The sequence below is a fragment of the Streptomyces sp. NRRL WC-3626 genome (assembly GCF_000718785.1).
Classification (GTDB): Bacteria; Actinomycetota; Actinomycetes; order Streptomycetales; family Streptomycetaceae; genus Streptomyces; species Streptomyces edwardsiae.
This window is the reverse complement of sequence record NZ_JOCA01000004.1, coordinates 311,541-335,813: the sequence shown is the minus strand read 5'-3', so window position 1 is coordinate 335,813 and position 24,273 is coordinate 311,541. Positions and strand designations below refer to the sequence as shown.

At 72.6% G+C, this 24,273-nt stretch carries 19 protein-coding genes; 6 read left to right on the top strand and 13 right to left on the bottom strand.

Features of this window, described 5'->3' with window-relative positions:
• Positions 1 to 356: 356 nt before the first annotated feature.
• Positions 357 to 1,364: a stage II sporulation protein M gene (locus IF28_RS0109215; RefSeq protein ID WP_030216430.1), complete on the bottom strand. Its 1,008-nt coding sequence runs from the start codon at positions 1,362 to 1,364 to the stop codon at positions 357 to 359.
• 149 nt (positions 1,365 to 1,513) lie between these two features.
• Between IF28_RS0109215 and IF28_RS0109210 the strand changes: the two genes are divergently transcribed.
• Positions 1,514 to 2,473, top strand: coding sequence for an RDD family protein (locus tag IF28_RS0109210; RefSeq protein WP_030216429.1), 960 nt, complete (start codon positions 1,514 to 1,516; stop codon positions 2,471 to 2,473).
• A 22-nt stretch (positions 2,474 to 2,495) separates the two neighbouring features.
• Here IF28_RS0109210 and IF28_RS0109205 read toward each other — a convergent pair whose 3' ends face one another.
• The 9 genes from IF28_RS0109205 to IF28_RS0109165 all read right to left on the bottom strand — a co-directional run bounded on the left by IF28_RS0109205 (position 2,496) and on the right by IF28_RS0109165 (position 12,947).
• Entirely contained in the window at positions 2,496 to 3,110 is a 615-nt protein-coding gene (locus IF28_RS0109205; protein ID WP_030216424.1) for a hypothetical protein, read from the bottom strand.
• A gap of 150 nt (positions 3,111 to 3,260) precedes the next feature.
• Positions 3,261 to 4,718: an adenosylhomocysteinase gene (gene ahcY, locus IF28_RS0109200; RefSeq protein WP_030216421.1), complete on the bottom strand. Its 1,458-nt coding sequence runs from the start codon at positions 4,716 to 4,718 to the stop codon at positions 3,261 to 3,263.
• Between the two features lie 312 nt (positions 4,719 to 5,030).
• The gene (locus IF28_RS0109195; protein WP_030216419.1) at positions 5,031 to 6,011 is read right to left on the bottom strand and encodes a cation diffusion facilitator family transporter; all 981 of its coding nucleotides are present in this window, start codon (positions 6,009 to 6,011) and stop codon (positions 5,031 to 5,033) included.
• A 144-nt stretch (positions 6,012 to 6,155) separates the two neighbouring features.
• Positions 6,156 to 7,307 carry a mannose-6-phosphate isomerase, class I gene (gene manA, locus IF28_RS0109190; protein ID WP_030216417.1) on the bottom strand — a complete coding sequence of 384 codons (1,152 nt, stop codon included), beginning with the start codon at positions 7,305 to 7,307 and terminating at the stop codon, positions 6,156 to 6,158.
• Between the two features lie 150 nt (positions 7,308 to 7,457).
• Positions 7,458 to 8,585 (bottom strand): SIS domain-containing protein, encoded by a 1,128-nt coding sequence (locus tag IF28_RS0109185; RefSeq protein ID WP_030216415.1) that lies wholly within the window; start codon positions 8,583 to 8,585, stop codon positions 7,458 to 7,460.
• Between the two features lie 86 nt (positions 8,586 to 8,671).
• Positions 8,672 to 8,842, bottom strand: coding sequence for a Trm112 family protein (locus IF28_RS37625; protein WP_078620999.1), 171 nt, complete (start codon positions 8,840 to 8,842; stop codon positions 8,672 to 8,674).
• Between the two features lie 488 nt (positions 8,843 to 9,330).
• On the bottom strand, positions 9,331 to 10,698 hold the full coding sequence (locus IF28_RS0109175) for a phosphomannomutase/phosphoglucomutase (RefSeq protein ID WP_030216414.1): 1,368 nt from the start codon (positions 10,696 to 10,698) through the stop codon (positions 9,331 to 9,333).
• A gap of 71 nt (positions 10,699 to 10,769) precedes the next feature.
• Positions 10,770 to 12,386: an L-lactate permease gene (locus IF28_RS0109170; protein WP_030216413.1), complete on the bottom strand. Its 1,617-nt coding sequence runs from the start codon at positions 12,384 to 12,386 to the stop codon at positions 10,770 to 10,772.
• A gap of 138 nt (positions 12,387 to 12,524) precedes the next feature.
• Entirely contained in the window at positions 12,525 to 12,947 is a 423-nt protein-coding gene (locus IF28_RS0109165) for a DUF3499 domain-containing protein (protein ID WP_030216411.1), read from the bottom strand.
• Positions 12,948 to 13,229: 282 nt separating this feature from the next.
• Between IF28_RS0109165 and IF28_RS0109160 the strand changes: the two genes are divergently transcribed.
• The gene (locus IF28_RS0109160) at positions 13,230 to 13,679 is read left to right on the top strand and encodes a metallopeptidase family protein (RefSeq protein WP_199808970.1); all 450 of its coding nucleotides are present in this window, start codon (positions 13,230 to 13,232) and stop codon (positions 13,677 to 13,679) included.
• Positions 13,680 to 13,866: 187 nt separating this feature from the next.
• Here the strand turns inward: IF28_RS0109160 and IF28_RS0109155 are convergent, their stop codons facing one another.
• From IF28_RS0109155 to IF28_RS0109145, 3 genes are all read right to left on the bottom strand, one after another.
• The gene (locus IF28_RS0109155; RefSeq protein WP_030216409.1) at positions 13,867 to 15,387 is read right to left on the bottom strand and encodes a DUF5719 family protein; all 1,521 of its coding nucleotides are present in this window, start codon (positions 15,385 to 15,387) and stop codon (positions 13,867 to 13,869) included.
• Positions 15,384 to 18,980, bottom strand: a complete 3,597-nt coding sequence (locus tag IF28_RS0109150) for a glycosyltransferase (RefSeq protein WP_030216408.1) — start codon at positions 18,978 to 18,980, stop codon at positions 15,384 to 15,386. Before IF28_RS0109150 ends, IF28_RS0109155 begins: the two co-directional genes overlap by 4 nt.
• A 269-nt stretch (positions 18,981 to 19,249) precedes the next feature.
• Complete coding sequence (locus IF28_RS0109145) at positions 19,250 to 19,513, bottom strand: WhiB family transcriptional regulator (RefSeq protein WP_003975777.1); 264 nt, start codon at positions 19,511 to 19,513, stop codon at positions 19,250 to 19,252.
• A 712-nt stretch (positions 19,514 to 20,225) separates the two neighbouring features.
• On the opposite strand from IF28_RS0109145, the gene IF28_RS0109140 reads away from it, so the two are divergent.
• From IF28_RS0109140 to IF28_RS0109125, 4 genes are all read left to right on the top strand, one after another.
• Positions 20,226 to 20,768 carry a cysteine dioxygenase gene (locus IF28_RS0109140; protein ID WP_030216407.1) on the top strand — a complete coding sequence of 181 codons (543 nt, stop codon included), beginning with the start codon at positions 20,226 to 20,228 and terminating at the stop codon, positions 20,766 to 20,768.
• 33 nt (positions 20,769 to 20,801) lie between these two features.
• Positions 20,802 to 21,785: a 2-phospho-L-lactate transferase gene (cofD, locus tag IF28_RS0109135; RefSeq protein ID WP_030216402.1), complete on the top strand. Its 984-nt coding sequence runs from the start codon at positions 20,802 to 20,804 to the stop codon at positions 21,783 to 21,785.
• Positions 21,782 to 23,083 carry a coenzyme F420-0:L-glutamate ligase gene (locus IF28_RS0109130; protein WP_030216400.1) on the top strand — a complete coding sequence of 434 codons (1,302 nt, stop codon included), beginning with the start codon at positions 21,782 to 21,784 and terminating at the stop codon, positions 23,081 to 23,083. The genes cofD and IF28_RS0109130 overlap by 4 nt, the downstream gene beginning before the upstream one ends.
• Before the next feature lie 70 nt (positions 23,084 to 23,153).
• Positions 23,154 to 24,155: a DNA-3-methyladenine glycosylase family protein gene (locus tag IF28_RS0109125; protein WP_030216398.1), complete on the top strand. Its 1,002-nt coding sequence runs from the start codon at positions 23,154 to 23,156 to the stop codon at positions 24,153 to 24,155.
• The last annotated feature ends 118 nt before the right edge of the window (positions 24,156 to 24,273 follow it).

Sequence of the window (24,273 nt, the reverse complement as noted above, 5' to 3'; positions counted from 1 at the left end):
CTCGGGCTTTCCTCCGGGCGCTTCCCTTCGGTCTTGCGTTTCCGACTCTATCAGATCTTTCCGATCCGATTTCCTCGGTGCTTTCCAGGTTCTCGCTTTTGCGTTTCCCTTTCCGGCGGTTCCGACTTTATCAGAAGTTTCAGGGCGGACTGACCGGCCTTCGTTTTTCCGATTCATCGGGAGGGTGCTTCTTCGAAATCTGCGTCTCGATCAGAAGCCGACAGACACTCACTGTCGCCTTGCGGGTGAGAACCCGCCTCCAGGCAACTGTTCGAATCTACCTCCCCGCTTCGTCCGTGTCAACGGCTCCGGCGGGGCAAAGAGGAGACTAGCAGCTCAGCGGGCGCCCTCGCACATCAGGCGGCCACGGGTACGTCGGCGCTTCGTTCGGCTTCCTCCAGGTCACCGGTTTCGCCGTCGCGCGCCGCACGTCCGCCCACGACATAGACGTAGGCCAGGAAGGCCAGCTCCGCGACGACCCCGATGGTGATGCGGGCCCAGGTGGGAAGGCCCGACGGGGTGACGAAACCTTCGATGGCGCCGGAGATGAAGAGGACCAGGGCGAGGCCGATCGCCATGGCTAGGGCCGCCCGGCCTTCGGCGGCCAGGGCCGCGCGGCGGGTGCGGGGGCCCGGGTCGATGACGGTCCAGCCGAGACGCAGGCCGGTGCCGGCCGCGACGAAGACGGCGGTGAGTTCCAGGAGCCCGTGCGGCAGGACCAGGCCGAGGAAGGTGTCCAGACGGCCGGCGGAGGACATCAGGCCGAAACCGACACCCAGGTTGAGCATGTTCTGGAACAGGATCCAGAGAACCGGCAGGCCCAGGAAGACGCCCAGGATCAGGCAGAGGGCCGCGGCCCACGCGTTGTTCGTCCACACCTGGGCGGCGAAAGAGGCCGCGGGGTTGCTCGAGTAGTAGGTCTCGTACTGGCCGCCGGGACGGGTGAGCTCCCGCAGTTCGGCGGGGGCCGCTATGGACGCCTGAACGTCCGGGTGGGTGCCTATCCACCAGCCGAGCAGGGCCGCCACCGCCGTGGAGAGGAGTGCCGTCGGCACCCACCAGTGGCGGGACCGGTAGACGGCGGCCGGGAAGCTGTGGGTCAGGAAACGGGTGACGTCACGCCAGGAGGCGCGGCGGGCGCCCGTCACGGCCCCGCGCGCGCGGGCGACCAGCTGGCTGAGCCGGCCGGTCAGCTGCGGGTCGGGAGCGGCCGACTGGATCAGGGAGAGGTGGGTGGCGGTGCGCTGGTAGAGGACGACGAGTTCGTCGGTCTCCGCGCCGGTGAGCCGGCGCCGTCGGCGGAGGAGGGCGTCGAGGCGGTCCCACTCCGCGCGGTGGGCGGAGACGAAGACGTCGAGGTCCATCGGTGTGCCTGCTCCTCGGCTGCTCGTCGGCGGTCGGCCGGACCGGTGGAATGATGATCGGCTTGATCAGCTGGTCCTACTGCGGTGCGATGTGCCATCAGCTTGGCAGACTGGCGGTGTTCGGGGCAGGCCAGGGAAGGGCGGCGGGCGTGAGTGAGCTGGTGACGGGCGAGGCGGTGGCGTTGGAGCTGCGCCCCGCGAGGCTGCCCAGCAGGGCGCTGGCGGTGCTGCTCGATCTGGTGGTCGCCGTGGCCGTCTATGTCGCGGTGACCATCGCTCTGGTGGCTGCGACGGCCTCGCTGGACGAGGCGGCGCAGACCGCGATCTCGATCGCGTTGTTCGTTCTCGTGCTGGTGGGTGGGCCGATCCTGGTCGAGACGCTCAGCCATGGGCGGTCGCTCGGGAAGATGGCGTGCGGGTTGCGGGTGGTACGGGACGACGGGGGGCCGATCCGGTTCCGGCACGCGCTGGTGCGTGGCCTGATCGCGGTGATCGAGATCCTGATGACGTTCGGGGTGGTGGCCTGCATCGCCTCTCTGGTGTCGGCGCGCGGGCGGCGGCTCGGGGATGTCTTCGCGGGGACCCTGGTCGTGCGGGAGAGGGTGCCGGCCGGGCAGGCGGGGTTCGTGCCGCCCCCTCCGCCGTGGCTGTCCGGGCGCTTTTCGGGGCTGGATCTGTCAGCGGTGCCCGATGGGCTGTGGCTGGCCGTCAGGCAGTACCTGACACGGATGGGACAGCTGGATCCGCAGGTCGCCTGGTCGATGGCGGGACGGCTGGCCGCGGATCTGGCGGATCGCACGGGGGCCCCGGTGCCGCCGGGGGTGCCGCCGGCGGCATATCTCGCCGCGGTGCTGCAGGAACGGCAGGTCCGGGAGGCGCGGCGGGCGTTCGGTCAAGCGCAGGCCAGGGGCGGCGGGCGGGTGGCCGGTGCCGGGGGTACGGCCGGGTCACCGGGGGGTTATGCGCCGCCGGTGGATCCCGCCGCCGCTGTCGTGCCCGATGTGCGGCCCGTTGTCCATCCGGTCGCCGGTGCGGGCGGGGAGCAGGCTTCGCCGCCGCATGACGGACCGGGTGGCGGGCCTTCGACGGGGTTCGCGCCACCGGCGTGACCGGCTTCGGGCGGCGTGCCCGTCAGTCGAAGACCGACGGGGGTGATTCGAGGTCCTCCAGCTCGATGCCGGGGGCCGCGAGCACCACGTCGCCGGCGAGGTGCACGGAGTGCTGCTCGCCCGTGTCCAGGGCTGTGACCTGGTATTCGTCCACGGTCAGGGGGCCGTTGTCAGTGGGGTGTGCTTCGCTTCTCACCAGTGCCCAGGACTGGTCCAGGGTGCGCGGGGCGAGGACCGGGTCCGTGAAGGCGACGAGGCGTACGCGGGTGGCCGCGGCGGAGGGGGTGAGGCGCAGGAGCCGGGCGGTGGCGACGAGGAAGGCCGGGGACGAGCCGGTGAAGCTGTGGGCCTGCACATTGCCTTCGGTGGCGTGGGTCCCGGTGGGGTCCGTGCGGACCCAGGTGACGCCGTCGAGGGCGGCGCCGCGGACCTGCCAGCTCGCGGCGTGGAGTTCGAGGCGGATGGGGCGGCCGAGTTCGTCGAGGGCGAGGTCGACCGAGCCCAGGTGATCGCCGGACGGGGCGGTGAGCTGGGAGACGTAGCGCCAGCCGGAGGGGCCGGGGGCGCAGTGGAAGTGTTCTTCGGCGAGGGGGGTGTGATCGTGCGGATCGTGGAGCGAATAGCGGCCGCGGGGCATGGGGGTCCTGGGTCGTGACGGGCTGGGCCGGTCTCCGGTCCATCAATGGGGCAGGCCCCCGGCACGGGGGTGCGGGGGCCTGCCTCGATGGACCTGCTGCCGGGGAGCGCGTCCGCTGCTCGGGCGCGCTTCCCGCGGCGGGAGCGGGGCTCAGTAGCGGTAGTGGTCCGACTTGAACGGGCCCTCGACCTGCACGCCGATGTAATCGGCCTGCTCGGGGCGGAGCGTCGTCAGCTTCACGCCGAGCGCGTCGAGGTGGAGGCGGGCGACCTTCTCGTCGAGGTGCTTGGGCAGCACGTAGACGCCGGTCGGGTACTCGTCGGGCTTGGTGAACAGCTCGATCTGGGCCAGGGTCTGGTCCGCGAACGAGTTGGACATCACGAACGACGGGTGGCCGGTGGCGTTGCCCAGGTTCAGCAGGCGGCCCTCGGAGAGGACGATGAGCACCTTGCCGTCGGGGTACGTCCAGGTGTGAACCTGCGGCTTGACCTCGTCCTTGACGATGCCGGGGGTGTTGGCGAGGCCGGCCATGTCGATCTCGTTGTCGAAGTGGCCGATGTTGCCGACGATGGCCTGGTGCTTCATCTTGGCCATGTCCGAGGCCATGATGATGTCCTTGTTGCCGGTCGTGGTGACGAAGATGTCGGCCTTGTCGACGACCTCGTCCAGCGTCGTGACCTGGTAGCCGTCCATGGCCGCCTGCAGGGCGCAGATCGGGTCGATCTCGGTGATGATCACGCGGGCGCCCTGGCCGCGCAGGGACTCCGCGCAGCCCTTGCCCACATCGCCGTAGCCGCAGACGACGGCGGTCTTGCCGCCGATGAGGACGTCGGTGGCGCGGTTGATGCCGTCGATCAGGGAGTGACGGCAGCCGTACTTGTTGTCGAACTTCGACTTGGTGACCGCGTCGTTGACGTTGATCGCCGGGAACAGGAGGGTGCCGTCGCGGTGCATCTCGTACAGGCGGTGGACGCCGGTGGTGGTCTCCTCGGTCACGCCGCGGATCTCGGACGCCAGCTGGGTCCACTTCTGCGGGCTCTCGCCGACCGTGCGGGTGAGGAGTTCGAGGATGACGCGGTGCTCGTCGGACTCGGCGGTGTCGACGGAGGGGACCTTGCCGTCCTTCTCGTACTCGACGCCCTTGTGGACGAGGAGGGTGGCGTCACCACCGTCGTCCAGGATCATGTTCGGGCCGCCGGTGGGGGTGTTCGGCCAGGTCAGCGCCTGCTCCGTGCACCACCAGTACTCCTCGAGGGTCTCGCCCTTCCAGGCGAAGACCGGGACGCCCCGGGGGTCGTCCGGGGTGCCGTTCGGGCCGACGGCGATGGCGGCGGCCGCGTGGTCCTGGGTGGAGAAGATGTTGCAGGACGCCCAGCGGACCTCGGCGCCCAGGGCGACCAGGGTCTCGATGAGGACGGCGGTCTGCACCGTCATGTGCAGTGAGCCGGTGACCCGGGCGCCGGCCAGCGGCTGGGCCTCGGCGTACTCCTTGCGGATCGACATCAGGCCGGGCATCTCGTGCTCGGCGAGGGTGATCTCCTTGCGGCCGAACGCGGCCAGGGAGAGGTCGGCGACCTTGAAGTCCTGTCGGCTGTCGACAGTCGTCATTGCGAGCTGCTCCTCGGGGTGTGGGTCGAGGTGGGTACGGCTGGTCTGAGCGGCGGCGGACACAGGGGTGCCCTGAGGAGGACACAGGCATGCCCGCGTGCGCGCAGCGCAGTCCGTCGGAGGCCCTCTCTCCCTCGGCCGGTCCCGGTGGGACCGCCCGACCGCCATCAGCAGCGACGTCTGGCTCCGTCCCAAGCTACACCGCCGGGCCCGGCCGTCCCCAGTCCGGCCGCGTACACATCAGGCCGTTCTGGGCCGGTGACGGCGAAGGGCCCCGCCGGTCGTTCGGCGGGGCCCGGTGACCGGTGGGGGTCAGTGGCCGGCGTCCTGGGTGGTGGGGCCGCCGGGGGTGGCCTCGGAGTCGGCGCCCTTGGCGGCTTCGGTCTCGCTGTAGATGTCGGGCTCGAGGTAGATCACCCGGGCGATCGGCACGGCCTCGCGGATGCGGGTCTCGGCGGCGTCGATGGCGGCGGCGATCTCGGTGGCCGTGTCGTCGTGCCGGACGGCGATCTTCGCGGCGACCAGCAGTTCCTCGGGGCCGATGTGGAGGGTGCGCATGTGGATGATGCGGGGGACGGTGTCGCCGTCGACGACGGCGGCCTCGATCTTCCGGGTCTCCTCCGGGCCCGCGGCCTCGCCGAGGAGCAGCGACTTCGTCTCGACGGCGAGTACCAGGGCGATCACGATGAGGAGGACACCGATGCAGAGGGTGCCGATGCCGTCCCAGACGCTGTCGCCGGTGGCCAGGGCGAGGCCGACACCGCCGAGGGCGAGGACCAGACCGACGAGCGCGCCGAGGTCCTCCAGGAGGACGACCGGCAGCTCAGGCGCCTTGGCACGGCGCACGAACTCCTTCCAGGACTGCTGCCCGCGCAGGGGGTTGGACTCCTTGATGGCGGTGCGGAAGGAGAAGCTCTCGGCGATGATCGCGAAGACGAGGACGCCGACCGGCCAGTACCAGTGCTCCAGCTCGTGCGGGTTCTTGATCTTCTCGTAGCCCTCGTAGATGGCGAACATGCCACCGACGGAGAACAGCACGATGGAGACGAGGAAGGCGTAGATGTAGCGCTCACGCCCGTAGCCGAAGGGGTGCTGCGGGGTGGCCTGGCGCTGTGCCCTCTTGCCGCCGACCAGCAGCAGGGCCTGGTTGCCGGAGTCGGCGAGCGAGTGGACGGACTCGGCGAGCATCGACGAGGAGCCGCTGAAGAGGAACGCCACGAACTTCGCTACCGCGATCGCGAGATTGGCGCCCAGTGCCGCCACGATCGCCTTGGTGCCGCCTGACGCGCTCATGTGTTCGCGTTGTCCCTTCGTACGCCGTGTGGGGCCCGGGCAGGCGCGTGCGTGCGCCGCCCGGGACTTTGCCCGTCCTTTGACGGTGGGACATTGTTGCAGCCCCGTGCGGCGACGGTGTGTCAGGTGGCCGTCACCGGGTGGTCAGGCGACGACGGTGGACCTGAACAGCGTTCCGGTACCCGACACTTCGGCCTTCTCGCCGGCGGGGACGAACACGGACGTCCCCGGGGTCAGTTCGTGCTCGCCCGCGCGTACGGAACCGGCGGTGCAGAGCAGGATCTGCGGGGTGGCCAGGGTGAGGTCGCGGGTGGCGCCGCCCTCGGGGAGGACGTAGCGGGAGAGCCGGAACTCGTCGATGGGGGTCTCGTAGACCTCCTCGCCGTCCGGTCCTGCCTCCGGGCGCAGTACGCCGGCGTCGCGGGACTCGAAGCGGACGATGCGCAGGAGTTCGGGGACGTCGACGTGCTTGGGGGTCAGGCCGCAGCGCAGGACGTTGTCCGAGTTGGCCATGATCTCGACGCCGAGGCCGTCGAGGTAGGCGTGCGGGACGCCGGCGCCGAGGAAGAGGGCCTCGCCGGGCTGGAGCCGTACGTGGTTGAGGAGCATCGCTGCGATGACGCCGGGGTCGCCCGGGTAGTGGTGGGCGATGTCGGCGTACGGGGCGTAGGCGCCGCCGAGGCGGTCGCAGGCGGCGGCCGTCTCCGTGACGGTGCGGGCCATCTCGTCGGGGTCGGCGGTGAGGATCGCGGTGAGGACCTCGCGCAGGGCCGCCTCTTCGGGGTGGGCGTGCAGCAGATCGACGTACGGCTTCAGGGAGTCGACGCCGAGGCCGTCGAGGAGTTCGGCGGCGCGCAGCGGGTCGCGGAAGCCGCACAGGCCGTCGAACTCGGTGAGCGCGCAGACCAGTTCGGGCTTGTGGTTGGCGTCCTTGTAGTTGCGGTGCGGGGCCGTCACCGGGACGCCGCGGCGCTCCTCGTCCTCGTAGCCCTCCTGGGCCTGTGTCAGGTCGGGGTGGACCTGGAGGGAGAGCGGGGCTCCTGCGGCGAGGAGCTTGAGGAGGAAGGGCAGGCGGGGGCCGAACTTGGCGACCGAGTCCGCGCCGAGTTCCGTCTCGGGGTCGGCGTCGATGACCTCGACGAGCGTGCCCCGGCCGGTGCGTGAGGGTGCGCCGGGGTGGGCGCCCATCCACATCTCCGCCTGCGGCTCGCCGGTCGGCTCGGTGCCGAGCAGCCGCGGGATGGCGGTGGTGGAACCCCAGGCGTAGGGGCGGATGGTGTTGTCGAGGCGGTCCATGGGGTTCTCTGCGTCCTTCTGCCGGTTCTCGTGCGGGCGCGCGGTGCGGTGCGGGTCGGTCGTGCGCGTGCTGCGTGCCGTACGCGTGCCGTGCGTGCGTTGTACGTCGTGTGTCTGTGGGGAGGGTGGGTCAGGGGGTTCCGTGCATGATCAGGCTCCCGAGGCGAGCGCCAGGTAAACGGCGGCGAAATCCGTGACGGCGATCAGTTCCGCGAGGGTCTCCAGTTCGCCGCCCGCCTCCGGCTCCAGCTCGCTGATCGGTGTGTCGTGGGTGAGGGCGAGTTCGCGGGCGGCGGTGGCCGCGGTGAGGCCGCCGAGGGGACGGTCGCGGAGCAGCACCACGCGCGCGTGCATCGCGGGTTTCTCGGCGACGCGGTCGCGGAAGAAGTCGTCCGGGTCCGCGCCGGCGGCGAGCCGGCCGGCCAGCAGGGCGCTGTGGGCGGCGAGCGCCTCGGGGAGTTCGGCGACGACGGCGGGGGTGCCGGACAGTTCGGCGAGCGCGGCGGCGAACCGGCGGCCGGCCGGGCCCGCGGAGACGCCCTCGGTCCATACGACGGGGAGCGCGTCCGCGAGTTCGGCGGCCAGGGTCTTGGCGGGGTTGCTGTACGCCGCGATGGCGGGCCCGCAGCGTTCGGCGATCGTGTCGAGGCGGTCGGCGATCTTCTGCAGGGCGTCCGGCGGGGCGGTGAGCAGGCCGGTGCGGTCCAAGAGCGCGAGCAGCGGGGTGAGCAGTGCCCACAGGACGCCGGGCGCGGAGGCGGCGAGCGGTTCGTCCTGGTCGTAGGGCGCGGTGGCCATGGGGACGAACAGGCCGTGGGAGCCGGCGACCGCGTCGGCGAGCGGGGTGCGGGCGGGGGCCACGGCGACGACGCTGCAGCCGCGGCGGTACGCCTGCTCGGAGAGCAGGGACAGGCCCGGTTCGGTGCCGTCGGGGGTGGCGATGAGGAGCAGGTCCACGGAGCCGGCCCAGCCGGGGAGTTCCCAGCGCAGGGCGCCTGCGGCGGGGGCGACGCCGGTGGGGGCGAGGCGGGTGACGGGGCTGCCGGCGCCGGCCAGGGTGCCGAGGAGGTCGGCGGTCTGGGTGGCGGCGGCGCCGGGGCCCGCGATGAGTACGGCACGGGGGCGGCCGTCGGGCTTGAGGTCGTTGACGCCGGCCTCGACGGCGTGCCGTGCGGCGGTGCGGACGCGGGCGCCGGCTTCGGCGGCGCCGCGGAGGAGGGCTCGGCGGTCGGCCCGGGCGAGGCCGTCCGGTGAGTCGAGCAGCGATTCGTCGAGCATGGGCGGCAGGCTCCGATCTCCGATTCTGCGATCGGCGGGGCGGCGTCGCGGTGCGTGGGTGGTTGCGCGGATGCGTGGTTGCGCGGTTACGCCGGGCGGCGGGCCTCGTCGACGAGGAGTACGGGGATGCCGTCGCGGACGGGGTAGGCCAGGCCGCAGGTCTGGTTGGTGCAGGTCAGTTCCGTGTCCTGCTCCTTGAGGGGGGAGTGGCAGGCCGGGCAGGCGAGGATCTCCAGGAGGCCGGCTTCGAGAGGCATGGGGGTGGGATCCCTTCGCTGGGTGGATGTGCTGGTCAGGGTACCGCCGGTGGGGTGGGGCGTGCGGGTCGGCTGTGGTTGCGGGTTCGCCGCGCTGGAATCGGCCGGGGTTCGCGCGGGCCGGGGCTGACGGGGTGCCGTCGCGATCGGGGTGGGGCGGGGGTGGGTGGCGCGGCCCGGCGCTTGCGGGGTGCCGTCGCGCCCACCCGTGCCGCCCCAGCGGCACGACTGCCCGCGGGAGCGGAGGGAACGGCCCAACCGCGCGGGTGCCCGCGGAGTGCGGAGGGAACGGAAGGGCTGGGGGGGGGCTTGCCGGCCCAACCGCGCGGGTGCCCGCGGAGTGCGGAGGGAACGGAAGGATCAGGGTGGGTTTCGCCGCCCCCAGCGGCGCGGGTGCCCGTGGGGGGCCCGGGGGTGCGGGTGTGCGTGCCGGGCGGGGGGTGTGGCGCGGGGGCGGGGGCCGGGTGTCGGGGGACTGGGTTGCGGGGTCAGGATCTGATGAGGGTTAGGGCCTCGTCTCGGATTTTGGTCATGGTCGCGTTGTCGCGGGCCTCTGCGTTCAGGCGGAGGAGGGGTTCCGTGTTGGACGGGCGGACGTTGAACCACCAGTCGGCGGAGGTGACCGTGAGACCGTCCAGGTCGTCGAGGGTGATGCCGTCACGGCCCTCGTACGCGGCCCTGATCGCGGCGAGGCGGGCGGTCTGGTCGTCGACGGTGGAGTTGATCTCGCCCGAGCCGGTGTAGCGGTCGTACTGCGCGACCAGCGCGGACAGTGTGCCCTGCTGCCCGCCGAGGGCGGCGAGGACGTGCAGGGCTGCCAGCATGCCCGTGTCGGCGTTCCAGAAGTCGCGGAAGTAGTAGTGCGCGGAGTGCTCGCCGCCGAAGATCGCGCCGGTCCTGGCCATCTCGGCCTTGATGAAGGAGTGGCCGACGCGGGTGCGCTCGGGGGTGCCGCCGTGCTCCCGTACGACCTCGGGGACCGACCAGGACGTGATCAGGTTGTGGATGATCGTGCCCTTGCCGCCGTTGCGGGCGAGCTCGCGCGAGGCGACCAGGGCGGTGATCGCGGACGGGGAGACCGGTTCGCCCCGCTCGTCGACGACGAAGCAGCGGTCGGCGTCGCCGTCGAAGGCGAGGCCGAGGTCGGCGCCCTCCTCACGGACCCGCTTCCGCAGATCGACGAGGTTGGCCGGGTCGAGGGGGTTGGCCTCGTGGTTGGGGAAGGTGCCGTCGAGCTCGAAGTACATCGGGACGAGGGTGAGCGGCAGACCGTCGAAGACCGTCGGGACGGTGTGCCCGCCCATGCCGTTGCCCGCGTCGACGACGACCTTCAGGGGGCGGACGGAGGTCAGGTCGACGAGCGAGCGCAGGTATGCCGCGTAGTCCTCCAACGTGTCGCGCCGGGTGATCGTTCCCGGCGCGTCGGCCGTCGGCTCGGGGGCGCCCGACTCGCTCCACCGCTCGACGAGTTCCCGGATCTCCGCGAGGCCCGTTTCCTGGCCGACCGGTGCGGCGCCCGCGCGGCAGAGCTTGATGCCGTTGTACCGCGCGGGGTTGTGCGAGGCCGTGAACATCGCGCCGGGGAGCCCCAGCGCGCCGGAGGCGTAGTAGAGCTGGTCCGTGGAGCACAGCCCGATCTCGGTGACGTCCGCGCCCTGGGCCGCCGCCCCGCGTGCGAAGGCGCCCGACAGGCCGGGGGACGACGGCCGCATGTCGTGGCCGGTGACGACGGCGTCCGCGCCGGTCACCCGGACGAAGGCGGCGCCGAACAGCTCGGCCAGAGGCTCGTCCCACTGGTCGGGGACGACTCCGCGCACGTCGTACGCCTTCACGATCTGCGACAGATCAGCAGCCACGGCCAGCCTTTCCACAAGTCCCGTCGGTCACCACAAACTACCCGTAGCGGCCGGCGCGGACGTCGGGAGGCTCAGGGCAGCATCCAGCCGAGCGCCGCCGTGCTCTGGCCCACCACGATCAGGCACATCACGAGCAGCAGACCGAGGCTCCAGGGCAGCACCTTGCGCAGCAGGTCGCCCTCGCGGCCGGCCAGGCCGACGGCCGCGCAGGCGATGGTGAGGTTCTGCGGCGAGATCATCTTGCCGAGGACTCCGCCGGAGCTGTTGGCGGCGGCGAGCAGTTCGGGCGAGAGCCCGGACTGCTGGGCGGCGGTGACCTGGAGGGCGCCGAAGAGGGCGTTGGAGGAGGTGTCCGAGCCGGAGACGGCGACGCCGAACCACCCCAGCACGGGTGAGAGGAAGGCGAGTCCGGCTCCGGCGGCGGCGACGAAGTGGCCGATCGTCGCCGCCTGACCGGAGAGGTTCATGACGTAGGCGAGGGCCAGGACGGACGTCACCGTGAGGATCGCGAACCGCAGTTCGTGCACCGTCGCCAGCCACTCCTTCACCGCCGTACGCGCGTGCACCCCGATCACGGCCGCCGTGAGGACTCCGGCGATCAGGACGAGGGTGCCGCCGGTGGAGACGATCGGCCAGCTGAACACATTGCCGCCGACAGGGTCGCCGTCCGGGTTCGCGACGTCCAGGAAGGGCCAGTCGAACGTCCGGGTGGCACCGGCCAGCCAGTCCTTCACCGCCGGGATCTGCGCGATGGAGAAGATCACCACGATCAGCGCGTACGGGGCGTAGGCGCGTACCACCTCTCCGCGCGGGTCCTCCTCGTCCAGTTCCTCACTGCGCGCGCCGGTCAGCACGGAGGTCCGTACGGCCTCGGTGGCGGGCACACGCGCGTGCGGTACGGCGACCAGGGCGCCCGCTCCGGCCAGGGCGGCGCCGATGTCGGCGAGCTGCGCGGAGACGTAGTTGGAGGCGGCGAACTGGGCCACCGCGAAGGCGACTCCGCAGACCAGTGCGGGGATCCAGGTCTCGCGCAGGCCGCGGCGTCCGTCCACCAGCCAGACGAGTACGAGCGGGACGACGAGGGCGAGCAGCGGGGTCTGGCATCCGACCACCGACGCCACGGAGTCCAGCGGCAGTCCGGTGACCTGGGCGAGGGTGACGACCGGGGTGCCCATCGCACCGAACGCGACCGGGGCGGTGTTGGCGACCAGCGCGACGACGGCGGCGCGTACGGGGTCGAAGCCGAGGGCGACCAGCATCACGGCGGAGATCGCGACGGGGGCGCCGAACCCGGCGAGGGCCTCCAGCAGGGCGCCGAAGCAGAAGGCGACGACGAGGGCCTGGATGCGGGGGTCGTCGGAGAGCCGGCCGAAGGAGCGGCGGAGGATGTCGAAGTGCCGGGTGCGGACGGTCATGCGGTAGACCCACAGGGCGTTGATGACGATCCACATGATGGGGAACACGCCGAAGACGGCGCCCTGGACGCCGCTGGAGAGCGTCTGGTCCAGCGGCATCCCGTACGCCAGACAGGCCACCAGGACGGCCGTCAGCAGGCCGGTCAGGCCCGCGAGGTGCGCCTTCATCCGGACGCCGCCGAGCAGGACCAGGACGATCAGCAGGGGAAGGGCCGCCACCAGGGCGGAGAGGCCGAGCGAGCCGGCGACGGGTTCCAGTTCCTGGACGTACACGGGCGCCTCCCGGATTCCGCCATGCGAAAGCGATTTCTCGCCGCGTTCCAGGGAATGGTCGTGTCCGCGACAAGCGGGCGTCAATGGGCGTGCGGGGGTTTATGTGGTGCCTGAGCTGTGAAGAGGGTGCGATCCGGCTCAGTTGTCCGGGGAGCGGAGTACGCGCAGGTGGCCGCGGCGGGCGACCTCCATGGGGTCCGCCGCGCGGGAACCGCCGCCGGCTCCGGCCGCGCGCTCCTGGGGGCGGGCGGCCTCGCGCACCGCGTTCGCAAGCGCTTCCAGGTCGTCGCCGCTGGGCTGGGCCGGGGCCGAGCCGTCGAGCAGGCGGACGACCTCCCAGCCGCGCGGGGCGGTGAGGCGCTCGGAGTGCTCCGCGCACAGGTCGTAGCAGTGGGGTTCGGCGTAGGTGGCGAGCGGGCCGAGGACCGCGGTCGAGTCGGCGTAGACGTACGTCAGCGTCGCGACGGCGGGACGGCCGCAGGCGGTGCGCGAACAGCGACGTACAGGGCTCACGATGTTGGACGGTACCGCACTCTTGAGCGGGCCGCGACGACTCCCCACCACGTCACTCCACCGTGTCGCGGGGCGAAACGCCCCACATGCCCCCGTGTGAGCGCCTTGCTGACCTGCCTCGACGTGACCGTCGGGCGGCTGACTGGTTCTGATTTCGGTCACCAGTTGGTACAAACACCGTCAATTGCCTTGTGATCGGCGGTCCCACGGGGATACATAATCGAGCCCAACCTTGGCTGGAATGGTCATGTTGTGACATGCCGTGCGGGTCGGCCGGAAGGGGTGTGGGGATCGGGCGGGGTGGCGGCGCGACGACTACGCTTCGCGGTGATGGACAGCCCTGTAACGCCCCGTGCCGCCGGATCCGGCCCCGGGCCCCGACGTCGTGACCGCCATGGCCGGGGCATGCGTGGCCCTGTCGCCCCGCCTCAGGTGCCGTTGGCGGCGAGCAGGGCGGAGACGTTCGCGGATCTTGTGCAGGACTCCGTGGAGCGGTTGGAGCGGCGGTGGCCGCAGTTGGCGGACATCGATTTCCTGGTGCTGGATGTGCCGCGGCTGGACGGGGCGGCGTGGAGTGACGAGGCCGTGCCGCTGGGGGGGACCGTGGCCGCTGGTGAGGGGCGGGTGGCTCGGGTGGTGGTGTATCGGCGGCCGGTGGAGATTCGTACGAAGGGGCGGGACGAGCGGGCGGCGCTGGTGCATGAGGTGGTCGTCGAGCAGGTGGCGGAGTTGTTGGGGCTTACGCCGGAGACTGTGGATCCGCGGTACGGGGAGGACTGAGCCGGGGGTTGTCCGTCTGCGCGGCTTCGCTTGCGGCGTGCCCCGGCGGTTGGGGTGGGGCGGGGGGTGTTCGCGCGGCCCGGCGCTTACCGGGTGCCGTCGCGCCCACCCGTGCCGCCCTGGGGGTACCTCCCAGGCCCTTAAGGCACTGGGGGAGGCACGACTGCCCGCGGAGTGCGGGGTGTGGTTACTTTTGGAGGATGGACAGGTCCTCGTTCGAGTGGGGGACTGCGACCATTCCCCGGTCGTCCGGCAGGGGCTGGATCGTGAAGAACGGGACGCCGGAATCCGTCGTGGACAGCGTGCGGGAGGCGTAGACCGGGGTGGAGGACTCGGGTTCCAGCGTGAGGGCGTAGGTGCCCTTCGCGCCCGCCGGGGCCGGGAGCTCGATGTGCTGGGTCGTGCCCGCCTTGATCGTGTACGTCTTCGAGGCCGGCGTACCGCCCTCCGTGCCCGCCGACGCCGTGACCTTGATCTTCGCCGTGCCCTCGGGCGCCGTCACCGCGAGCGTCGTGCCCTTGGCCGTGTTGTCGACGGACGTCGCCCGCGTACCGACCGGCCGTGCCGCCGGGACGAACGCCGACTCCTGGCTGCCGTCCTTGCCGCGCAGCACCCGTGCCGCCGCCACGACCGGTACGGAGGCGTCCCCCGCCGTCAGGACCAGGGAACCCGCCTCGCCGCGCGTGATGTCCTCCAGGTCGACGGCCGTCGTCATGCCGCCCTTCACATGAAGGGTGTCGTGACCGGCCGGCGTGATCAGGCCGGACGGGGAGGCGAGGCGCACCTTCAGGTCGACGTCCGCGTCACCGGGGGTGAAGGCGACCAGGCGTACGGCGGTGGCGTCCTTCGGGATGCCGGGCAGGACCAGGTTGCCCGACGGGTCGGCCGACGCGGTCAGCCAGTCGCCGCCCAGCTGGTCGTCCAGGGCCTGGACGGCGGCGCCGACCCTGCCGCTGCGCACCACCACGTGCGCGGTCACGTCGGTCTGCTTCTCGTCGGTGAGCGTCGAGAGGAGGACCGGCTCCGCGGAGTGCGGCTGGACCGTGATGCCCTCCCCCACCGTCGTCTCGAGGGCGCCGTCCTTGCCGTAGAGCTCGATGTCCACGACCGCCGCCGAGTCGTCGGGGTTGGTCAGATGGACGTAGTCGGTGCGGCCGTCGCCGGTGCTGGTGCCGGGGAACCAGAACTCCGTGTCCGGTGCCGTGCAGGCGACGCCCTGCATGCCCCGTCCCGTGCCCGCGGCGACCGTGGTCGTCTGCTGCACGGTCCAGCCGGGGGCGAAGCGGCCCTCCGCGGTGCCGAGGAGGGCGGGCGAATCGCCGCCGGTCGCGTCCCCGGTGACCGGCTTGCCGGGCTCCTTCGGCTCCAGCACGGGCTTCTCGGACTTCTCCTCCTTGGCGTCCTCGTCGCCCTCGCCGTCCTCGGCCTTCTCGTCGCCCCGCTGCTGCGCGGTGGCCGGCCGGAGTTCGGCCCGGCCCTCGTTCTCCGTGCCCTCGGTGACCGGCGTGAAGGACGTGTAGGTCGTCTCGGCCAGGTCGGAGGTGCTGGGCTGGGGGCAGACCAGGCTGGTGCGCTCCACCGGAAGGTGGGCCGCCGCCTGTGCCGTCCCGTCCGTGGCCGTGGCGTCCGGTGTGGACACCACGGCGAAGCCGGTGACGGCGGCGAGCGCGGTCACGCCCACGATCAGGGACAGGGTGGTGCGGTTCACTGCTGGCTCCCGTCGGGACGCTCACTGCCCGTGCCGTTGGGGTCGTACGACGTGTCGTAGCCCTGCGTGTAGGTCTGGTCGTAGCCCTGCGTGTAGCCCTGGTCGTACGGCGTCTGCTGGTTGCCGTACGCGTACGGGTCGTACTCGCCGCCCTGCGGATAGCCCTCCGCCTGGTAGGGCTGCCCGTAGGCGTCCGTGGCGTACTGCTGCTGGTACTGCTCGTCCGGGTACGCGTTCGGGTACTGCCCCGATGTGTCCCAGTCGCCGTAGTCGGCCTGCTGCGGCACCGGGGCGGCGGAGGGCGGCTCGGGGAAGTCCTCGTCGGCGGCCGGCTCTTCGGCGGACTCCGCCTCCACGGCTTCCGCCTCCGCCTCCGCCTCGGCCTGGGCGCGCAGGCGGCGGGCGCGGCGGCCGTCGCCGGCCAGGGCCTCGGCGGGGACGTCCGGTTCCTCGGGCAGGTCGTCGTCGACGTCGCGGCGCCGGCCGGGCAGGGCCATGACGACGAGGACGACGGCGAGCAGGCCCTGGGCCCACAGCCAGGCGGTGTGGGTGACCGGTTCGTCGTAGGTGACGTCCAGGGTGCCGCCGGTGGCGGGGAGTTCGAAGCCCTGGGCCCAGTCGTCGACCGTGGTGCGGGTCAGCGGCTTGCCGTCGAGGGTGGCGGTCCAGCCCTCGGCGGCGGTGTCGGCGAGACGCAGGACGCGGCCCTCGGCGCCGTTCGGGATCTTGGTGTGGATCTCGACCGGGCCCGCCGCCACGGGTACGGCCTCGCCCTCGCCGTCCTTGGCGGGGACGATGCTCGCGCGGGAGACCTGGTGGTCCACCCGCCACAGCGCGCCGCCCGCCTGCTGGCTGAGCCGGGACAGGCCGGGAGTGGCGTCCAGGACGCGGGTGACCTCGCGGGGCGCGCCCGGGTGGACGAGGACGTAGCGGACGGCGAAGCCGCCGAGCTGGTCCGCCTGGTCGGCGCCGGAGCCGGCGACGAGGTTGGCGACGACCTTGCCGAGCGGCGCGTTCTCCCCGTCCACCGCGGCGGTCTCCGCGTCGCCCATGCGGGCACCGGAGCCGCGGACCAGGACGTAGCCGACCCGGTCCGGGGAGTCGCTGTCGAGGACGAGGGTGCGGGCCTGGTCGCGGGTGCCGCTCTCCTCGGCGACGAACGCGGGCACCTGAATGGGGTCGCGCCGCGCCACGGGGTCGTCGGCGCCGCGGATCATCCAGCCGGCGGCGGCGATCAGCGGCCCGACGGCGCAGGCGAGGGCGATCAGCGCGGCGACCGGCTGGCGCCAGCCGAAGCTCTGCTCGGCGACCCGGGAACGGGCCCCGTCCGCGCCGAGGGTGGCGGCGGCCAGGACGGCGAGGCCGTAGACGAGGGTCGCGGGGCCGGCCCAGGTGGAGCTGTTGGACAGGACCGCGAAGACGAGGCCCACCAGGGCGGCCGCCCACGCGGTGAGGATCGGTGTGCGGCGCTCGGAACGGAGCAGGGCCGCGAGCGCGGCGAGCACCAGGCCGATGAGCACCAGGCCGCCGACGGTGCCGGGGCCGCCCGGGCTCGCGCCCAGCAGGTCGAGGGCGGAGGCGGCGGAGGCGCCGTACTCCAGGCCCGCTTCCCGGAAGAAGCCGAAGGGGAGCAGGGACAGCGACCACGGGGCCAGGACCAGCAGGGGCGCGCCAAGTTGGGCCAGGAAGCGCAGCCCGTAGGCCGGGATGTCCGTTCTGCGTACGGCGAGCACGCCGACGCCGAGGACCAGGGCGATCGGCCACACGATCGGCGTGAACGCCGTGGTGACGGTGAGCAGCAGGGCGTACGCCCACGTGGCGCGCCAGCTTCCGCGCACACCCTCGGCGTTCGTGAGGCCGCTCGCGGCGACGCCCGCGCGGGCGATCAGCGGCAGCAGGATGGCGAGTACGGCGGTGCCGATGCGGCCGCCGGCCAGGGCGCCGGTCGCGGCGGGCAGGAAGGCGTAGGCGACGGCCGCCCACGCGCGCAGCAGCCGTGACTCGACGAGCGGGCGGGAGGCGAAGTACGCGGTGAAGCCGGCCAGCGGTACCGAGCAGACCAGCAGGATCGTGACGGCGAGGCCGGTGGATCCGAGCAGCAGCGAGGAGAAGGCCGCGACGATCGCCAGGTAGGGCGGTGCGGAGCCGGTGCCCCCGGCGCCCACGGTGTGCCAGGCGTCGGTGTAACGGGCCCACAGGTCGCCGGCGCCGGCGGGTGCGGGGAGCAGCGCGCCGCCCGCGAGGGCGCCGCCGCCGAGGAGCTGGCGGCAGGCCGCGAGGGAGACGAGCAGCAGCGCCAGGAAGAGCACCGGGCCGGGTTTGCGGGCGATGCGCTTGAGGCGGGCGAACTGCTCGATCTCGAGGAAGTCGGCGTCGTCGCCGCCGGGTCCGGACTCCACGGCGCTGCCGTGCCGTCCCGCGCCGGAGGCGGCTTCGGGGTCGGAGCGGCCGACGAGGCCGCTCGCGACCTGTTCCACGGTGACCCGGACGGTCGCGCCGGGCGGCGGGAACAGCGGCCGCATCTCGCCCTTGTCGGTCTGCGGGCTGCCGCGGTGGCGGCGTCCGGCGAGGATCCGCTCGGGCCGCAGCAGGGTGCCGACGAGGCCGCGGATCTCGTCGACGGCCTGCCCGGGGACCTTGCCCACGAGGTAGGCGAGGGTGCGCAGCAGGGTGCCGAGGACGACCCGGAGCAGCACCCACGGCAGGGCGGCCGTACGGGCGTTGACGAGCAGCGTGTAGACGGCGCCCGCCTTGTCCACCTTGTGCGGGGAGGCGGAGGTGCGGCCGACGCAGTCGACGGCGCGGCGCTCGCGGGAGGCTGCCTCCGCGTGCCGGACCACGGCGTCGGGGGCGACCAGGACGCGGTGTCCGGCGGAGTGCGCGCGCCAGCACAGGTCGACGTCGTCGCGCATCAGGGGCAGATGCCGGTCGAAGCCGCCGAGCCGGTCGAAGACGTCACGGCGGATCAGCATGCCGGCGGTGGACACCGACAGCACGGGCCGTACGTGGTCGTGCTGGCCCTGGTCCTGTTCGCGGCGGTCCAGGCCGGTCCAGCGGCGGCCGGAGTTGGCGATGGAGACGCCGACCTCCAGCAGCTGCCTGCGGTCGTACCAGCCGCGGAGTTTGGGTCCGACGACGGCGACGTCGTCCCGGCCGAGCTCGTACTCGTTCTCCACGACGCGCAGCAGCTGGGCCAAGGCGTCGGGTTCGGGCGCGCAGTCGTCGTGCAGCAGCCAGAGCCACTGCACCGGTTCGCCGTGCGGAAGGTCCGGCAGGTCGTAGGCGTCGTCGCGCCAGCTGCGGGTGACCGGGTCCCAGCCGCTCGGCCGCTTCAGGTACGGCAGATCGTCGGGCGTGAGGTCCGGGGCGGCGCGGTGGCACTCCTCGACGGCCTGGCCGAAGCCGGTGCGCCGGGCGAGGTGCAGCACGCGTTCGTCGCCGAGGGCCTCGGAGACCAGCCGGGCGGAGTCGTCCGCGCTGCCGGTGTCGGCGCCCATGGCGAACTGGACCGGGCGCTCCTGGCCGAGCAGCCCGGAGAGCGCGTCGGGCAGCCAGCGGGCGCCGTCGTGGGAGACGAGGACCGCGGTCACCACGTGACGCGGGAACTCTGGGGTGGCAGCGAGGTCTTGCCGGGCTGCCGTGTGGCTGTGCACGGACATCGAGGTACGGGCCCCGGTTCGGTGGTCTGTGGGGAACGCCCGTGCCCGGTGGGGGCGGCGGGGCGTCTCGGACGAGCGACCACACTATCGGCTGGGCACCACAGCGGCCCGCCGCCTGTGGACAACCACCTGCGACGGGCCTTAAGTGACGAATGTACGAAGTGGCACGCGCTCCGCGCGTACGCCGGTGATCTGCCGGTTCGTCAGACGGCGGCCTTCTTCAGCCGGCGGCGTTCCCGCTCGGACAGGCCGCCCCAGATGCCGAACCGCTCGTCGTTGGCGAGGGCGTACTCGAGGCACTCGGAGCGGACCTCGCACGCGAGGCAGACCTTCTTGGCCTCCCGGGTCGAGCCGCCCTTCTCGGGGAAGAAGGACTCGGGGTCGGTCTGGGCGCACAGTGCGCGCTCCTGCCAGCCGAGCTCCTCGTCCGCGTCGTCGACCAGCAGTTGCTGCACCAGCTCGGTCATGTGCGCCCCTCGTCCGTCTTTCGCGTCCCCGTGTGATCCAGCCGTTACCGTTCCCGGCTGAACGACACGAGTGAAATTACAAGTGTGCTGCTCCGGGCGAGTCAAGCCGAGATCTGCTATTGAGCCCCTTATTCACTCTGCGGAACCAAGCCCGAGCGGAAAGTGTTCAAATCACCCTAAACCTTGACACGCATGCGGACCCATGAGGGTGCGCGGTCCCCCACGGGGCCTCTCCCAGGAGGACGCCCAGGGGATCGTTCTCGTTCCGACACCCGCGCGGAAGCGAACCGGATCACAGTCGGATCACGGGATCGCAACGGTGCGCGGAGCGCCCGGCCGTGCGCACCTTGTGTCCCGGGAAACGAGTGAGCAAACCTTTCGTCTACGAGATGAACCGGATGGGGTGAACCCTGTCCCACATACCGGGTGCCGAGTTGACAGTGAAGGAGTGAACCGCTGTCCTAGTGGGCATGCTCGCGAATTCGGCACTCACCCCGACCCGCTCCGTCGGGTTCCTCGGTGCTGCCCGCGCTCGCTGTAGCTGTCGCTGTTCCGGCTGTTGAGCCCAACGCGCTCCGGCCCTTGCCGAGTCCCATAGGACCCGGCCGCTGTCTCCCTCGCTCCCACCGGGGCACCCCTCGCCGCCGCCCGTGACCCGGGCGCACGCGACGCGACACCCCCCACCGCTTCTCCGCCAAGGACCTCCGCATCCATGAACAGCGACAGCGACCTCCAGATCGCCGGCGACATCCTCGAAGTCCCGCATCTGCTGCAGCCCCCGCGCGAGCACCCGGCCACCGTCGCCGAGTTCGCCGGCCTGGCCCGCTCCATCGCCGCCGACCGCTCCCAGTGGGAGCACCTCGTCGAGTACGACGCCGTCAGCCGCTGGTACCACCGGCTGCGCACCGGCCCCGGCTACGAGGTGTGGCTGCTGTCCTGGGTGCCGGGACAAGGCAGCGGGCGGCACGACCACGGCCGCTCCTCGGGCGTGCTCACCGTCCTGGACGGCGCCCTGACCGAGCGCACCGGACGCGGCACACGCACGCTGACGGCCGGCGCCCAGCGCGTGTTCGCCCCCGGCTATGTGCACGACGTCGTCAACGACGCCCTCGAACCGGCCGTCAGTCTGCACATCTACTACCCGGGCCTGACCGAGATGCCCATGCTCCCCCAGTCCCGGCTTCGTACGGCCGGGGTGACCCCCGTCGCTCCGCACTGCGAGGCCCCCGCGGCGGCCGGTCCGGTAACTGCCTGACGCGATGTCGTAGCGGCCTGCGAGGATGGCCCCATGCGCATTGTGGTTCTGGCAGGCGGCATCGGCGGTGCCCGTTTCCTGCGCGGTCTGAAGCAGGCCGTGCCGGACGCGGACATCACGGTCATCGGCAACACCGGGGACGACATCCACCTCTTCGGGCTGAAAATCTGCCCGGACCTCGACACGGTGATGTACACCCTCGGCGGCGGTATCGACGAGGAGCAGGGCTGGGGGCGGACCGACGAGACCTTCCACCTGAAGGAGGAACTCGCGGCGTACGGCGTCGGCCCGGAGTGGTTCGGCCTCGGCGACCGGGACTTCGCCACGCACATCGTGCGGACCCAGATGCTCGGCGCCGGGTTCCCGCTCAGCGCGGTCACCGAGGCGCTCTGCGACCGCTGGCAGCCGGGCGTGCGCCTCATCCCGATGACGGACGACCGTGTGGAGACACACGTGGCCGTCACGCTGCCCGACAGCGGCTCCGCCACGGGGGCCGGCGAGCGCAAGGCGGTCCACTTCCAGGAGTACTGGGTGCGGCTGCGGGCCTCCGTCCCGGCCGAGGCGGTCGTACCCGTCGGCGCGGAGCAGGCGAAGCCGGCGCCGGGCGTCCTGGAGGCGATCGCCGAGGCCGACGTGATCCTCTTCCCGCCGTCCAACCCCGTGGTCTCCGTCGGCACCATCCTCGCCGTCCCCGGAATCCGGGAGGCGATCGCCGACGCGGGCGTGCCGGTGATCGGCCTGTCCCCGATCGTCGGGGACGCGCCCGTGCGCGGCATGGCCGACAAGGTGCTCGCGGCGGTCGGCGTGGAGTCCACGGCCCCGGCGGTGGCCGAGCACTACGGCTCGGGCCTGCTGGACGGCTGGCTGGTCGACACGGTCGACGCGGGCTGTGTGGAGCGCGTCGAGGCCGCCGGGATCCGCTGCCGTGCCGTACCGCTGATGATGACGGACGTCGACGCGGCCGCGCGGATGGCACGTGAGGCACTGACGCTGGCGGAGGAGGTGCGCGCGGTATGAGCGGTACGGGCTACCGGGTCCGGCCCGTGGCGGGCCTGCCCGAGATCCGGGAGGGCGACGATCTGGCCAAGCTGATCGCGGCCGCCGTACCGGATCTGTCCGACGGCGACGTCCTCCTCGTCACCTCGAAGATCGTCTCCAAGGCGGAGGGCCGGATCGCCGAGGCGGCGGACCGGGAGGCCGCGATCGACGCGGAGACCGTCCGTGTGGTGGCCCGGCGGGGCCCCCTGCGCATCGTCGAGAACCGGCAGGGCCTGGTCATGGCCGCGGCCGGGGTCGACGCCTCCAACACCCCCGCCGGGACGGTCCTGCTGCTGCCCGAGGATCCGGACGCCTCCGCGCGGGCGATCCGCGAGGGGCTGCGCGCCGCCCTCGGAGTCACGGTCGGTGTGATCGTCACCGACACCTTCGGCCGCCCGTGGCGGGCGGGGCTGACGGACGTGGCGATCGGCGCGGCCGGCGTCCGCGTGCTGGACGACCTGCGCGGCGGCACCGACACGCACGGCAACCCGCTCGGCGTCACCGTGGTCGCCACGGCCGACGAACTCGCCGCGGCGGGCGACCTGGTCAAGGGCAAGACGTCCGGCGTCCCGGTGGCCGTGGTCCGCGGGCTGGCCCATCTGGTGGCGGCCGACGACGGCGAGGGCGCGCGGGCGATGGTCCGCGGCGCGCGTGACGACATGTTCCGCCTGGGCACGTCCGAGGCGGTACGCCAGGCGGTGACCCAGCGCCGTACGGTGCGGGCGTTCACGGACGAGCCGGTCGACCCCGACGCCGTACGCCGCGCGGTGGCGGCGGCGGTGACGGCGCCGGCCCCGCACCACACCACGCCGTGGCGTTTCGTGCTGCTGGAGTCGTCCGGGTCCCGCACCCGCCTGCTGGACGCGATGCGTGAGGCCTGGATCGCGGACCTGCGCCGTGACGGCAAGTCGGAGGAGTCCATCGCCAAGCGCGTCCGCCGCGGTGACGTGCTGCGCAACGCGCCGTATCTGGCCGTGCCCTGCCTCGTCATGAACGGCTCGCACACCTACGGGGACGCGCGGCGGGACGCCGCGGAGCGGGAGATGTTCGTGGTCGCCACGGGCGCCGGTGTGCAGAACTTCCTGGTCGCGCTGGCCGGGGAGCGGCTGGGCTCGGCATGGGTGTCGTCGACGATGTTCTGCCGGGAGGTGGTCCGCGAGGTCCTGGACCTGCCCGGCGACTGGGACCCGATGGGCGCGGTGGCGATCGGCCACCCGGCGGAGGACCCGCGTCCGCGCCCGGAGCGGGACGCGGCGGGTTTCATCGAGGTGCGCTGAGCCGGGGGGCCCGGCGGGTGGGCCTACCCTCGTAGAGGCCCCCGTTCCACTTCCACCCCCGGGATCCCTCTTGGCAGGACGCTTCTCCCCGCGCCCGACCCGTACGACGGTACGCGGCGGCCATGTCGCCGTGCCCGCGGGTGTCCCCCGCCAGGCACCGGCTCCGGCACGCGTACGGACGTGGGTGCCGGAGGGGCCGCTGGACCTCGGGCTGGTGCTCGGGCCGCTGCGGCGCGGGCCCGGTGATCCGACGTTCCGGGCGCTGCCGGACGGGTCCGTGTGGCGGGCCAGTCTGACCCCGGCGGGGCCGGGGACGCTGCGGGTGACGGCGCGCGGCGGGGAGATCCGGGGGGAGGCGTGGGGGCCGGGCGCCGCATGGCTGCTGGACGGCCTCCCCGAGCTGCTCGGGGCCTCGGACGATCCGTCGGCCTTCGTGCCCCGGCACAAGCTGCTGGCGCTGACCAGTCATCGGCGTCCGGGGCTGCGGCTGACGCGGACCGGGCTGGTGCTGGAGTCGTTGATCCCGTCGGTGCTGGAGCAGAAGGTCACGACGGGTGAGGCGTACCGGGCGTGGCGGCTGCTGGTACGGAAGTACGGCGAGCCGGCGCCCGGGCCCGCGCCCGAGCGGATGTCGGTGATGCCGGCGCCCCGGACGTGGGCGCTGATTCCCTCCTGGGAGTGGCATCGGGCCGGGGTCGACGACAAGCGGGCGTCGACGGTCCTGCGGGCGGTACGGGTCGCCGCGCGGCTGGAGGAGGCGGTGGGGATGCCTGCCGCCGAGGCGCAGGCGCGGTTGGAGCTGGTGTCGGGGATCGGGCCGTGGACGTCGGCGGAGACGGTGCAGCGGAGTCATGGGGCGGTGGACGCGGTGACCGTGGGGGATCTGCATCTGCCGGGGATCGTGGGGTGGGCGCTCGCGGGGGACCGGGATGCGGACGACGACGTGATGCTGTCGCTGCTGGAGCCGTATGCGGGGCAGCGGCATCGGGCCGCGCGGTTGATTCTGCTGAGCGGGAGGGTGCCGGGGCGGCGGGGGCCGCGGATGGCGTACGGGGACATCGGGCGGCTGTGAGGTTCGGCGCGGTGCGTTGAGGTGGACCGGGGGTCCGCACGGGCTGACGCCGGTGAGGTGCCCTGCGTTGAGGTGGACCCGGGGGTGTTCGCGCAGCCCGGCGCTTGCGGGGTGCCGT

Bases quoted from the DNA above. Each gene is read 5' to 3' on its own strand.
- IF28_RS0109195 (WP_030216419.1), bottom strand. From the start codon at position 6,011: ATGAGCGCGTCAGGCGGCACCAAGGCGATCGTGGCGGCACTGGGCGCC.
- cofD (WP_030216402.1), top strand. From the start codon at position 20,802: ATGCGCATTGTGGTTCTGGCAGGCGGCATCGGCGGTGCCCGTTTCCTG.
- IF28_RS0109145 (WP_003975777.1), bottom strand. From the start codon at position 19,513: ATGACCGAGCTGGTGCAGCAACTGCTGGTCGACGACGCGGACGAGGAG.
- IF28_RS0109130 (WP_030216400.1), top strand. From the start codon at position 21,782: ATGAGCGGTACGGGCTACCGGGTCCGGCCCGTGGCGGGCCTGCCCGAG.
- IF28_RS0109140 (WP_030216407.1), top strand. From the start codon at position 20,226: ATGAACAGCGACAGCGACCTCCAGATCGCCGGCGACATCCTCGAAGTC.
- IF28_RS0109205 (WP_030216424.1), bottom strand. From the start codon at position 3,110: ATGCCCCGCGGCCGCTATTCGCTCCACGATCCGCACGATCACACCCCC.
- IF28_RS0109185 (WP_030216415.1), bottom strand. From the start codon at position 8,585: ATGCTCGACGAATCGCTGCTCGACTCACCGGACGGCCTCGCCCGGGCC.
- IF28_RS0109215 (WP_030216430.1), bottom strand. From the start codon at position 1,364: ATGGACCTCGACGTCTTCGTCTCCGCCCACCGCGCGGAGTGGGACCGC.
- manA (WP_030216417.1), bottom strand. From the start codon at position 7,307: ATGGACCGCCTCGACAACACCATCCGCCCCTACGCCTGGGGTTCCACC.
- ahcY (WP_030216421.1), bottom strand. From the start codon at position 4,718: ATGACGACTGTCGACAGCCGACAGGACTTCAAGGTCGCCGACCTCTCC.
- IF28_RS0109160 (WP_199808970.1), top strand. From the start codon at position 13,230: ATGGACAGCCCTGTAACGCCCCGTGCCGCCGGATCCGGCCCCGGGCCC.
- IF28_RS37625 (WP_078620999.1), bottom strand. From the start codon at position 8,842: ATGCCTCTCGAAGCCGGCCTCCTGGAGATCCTCGCCTGCCCGGCCTGC.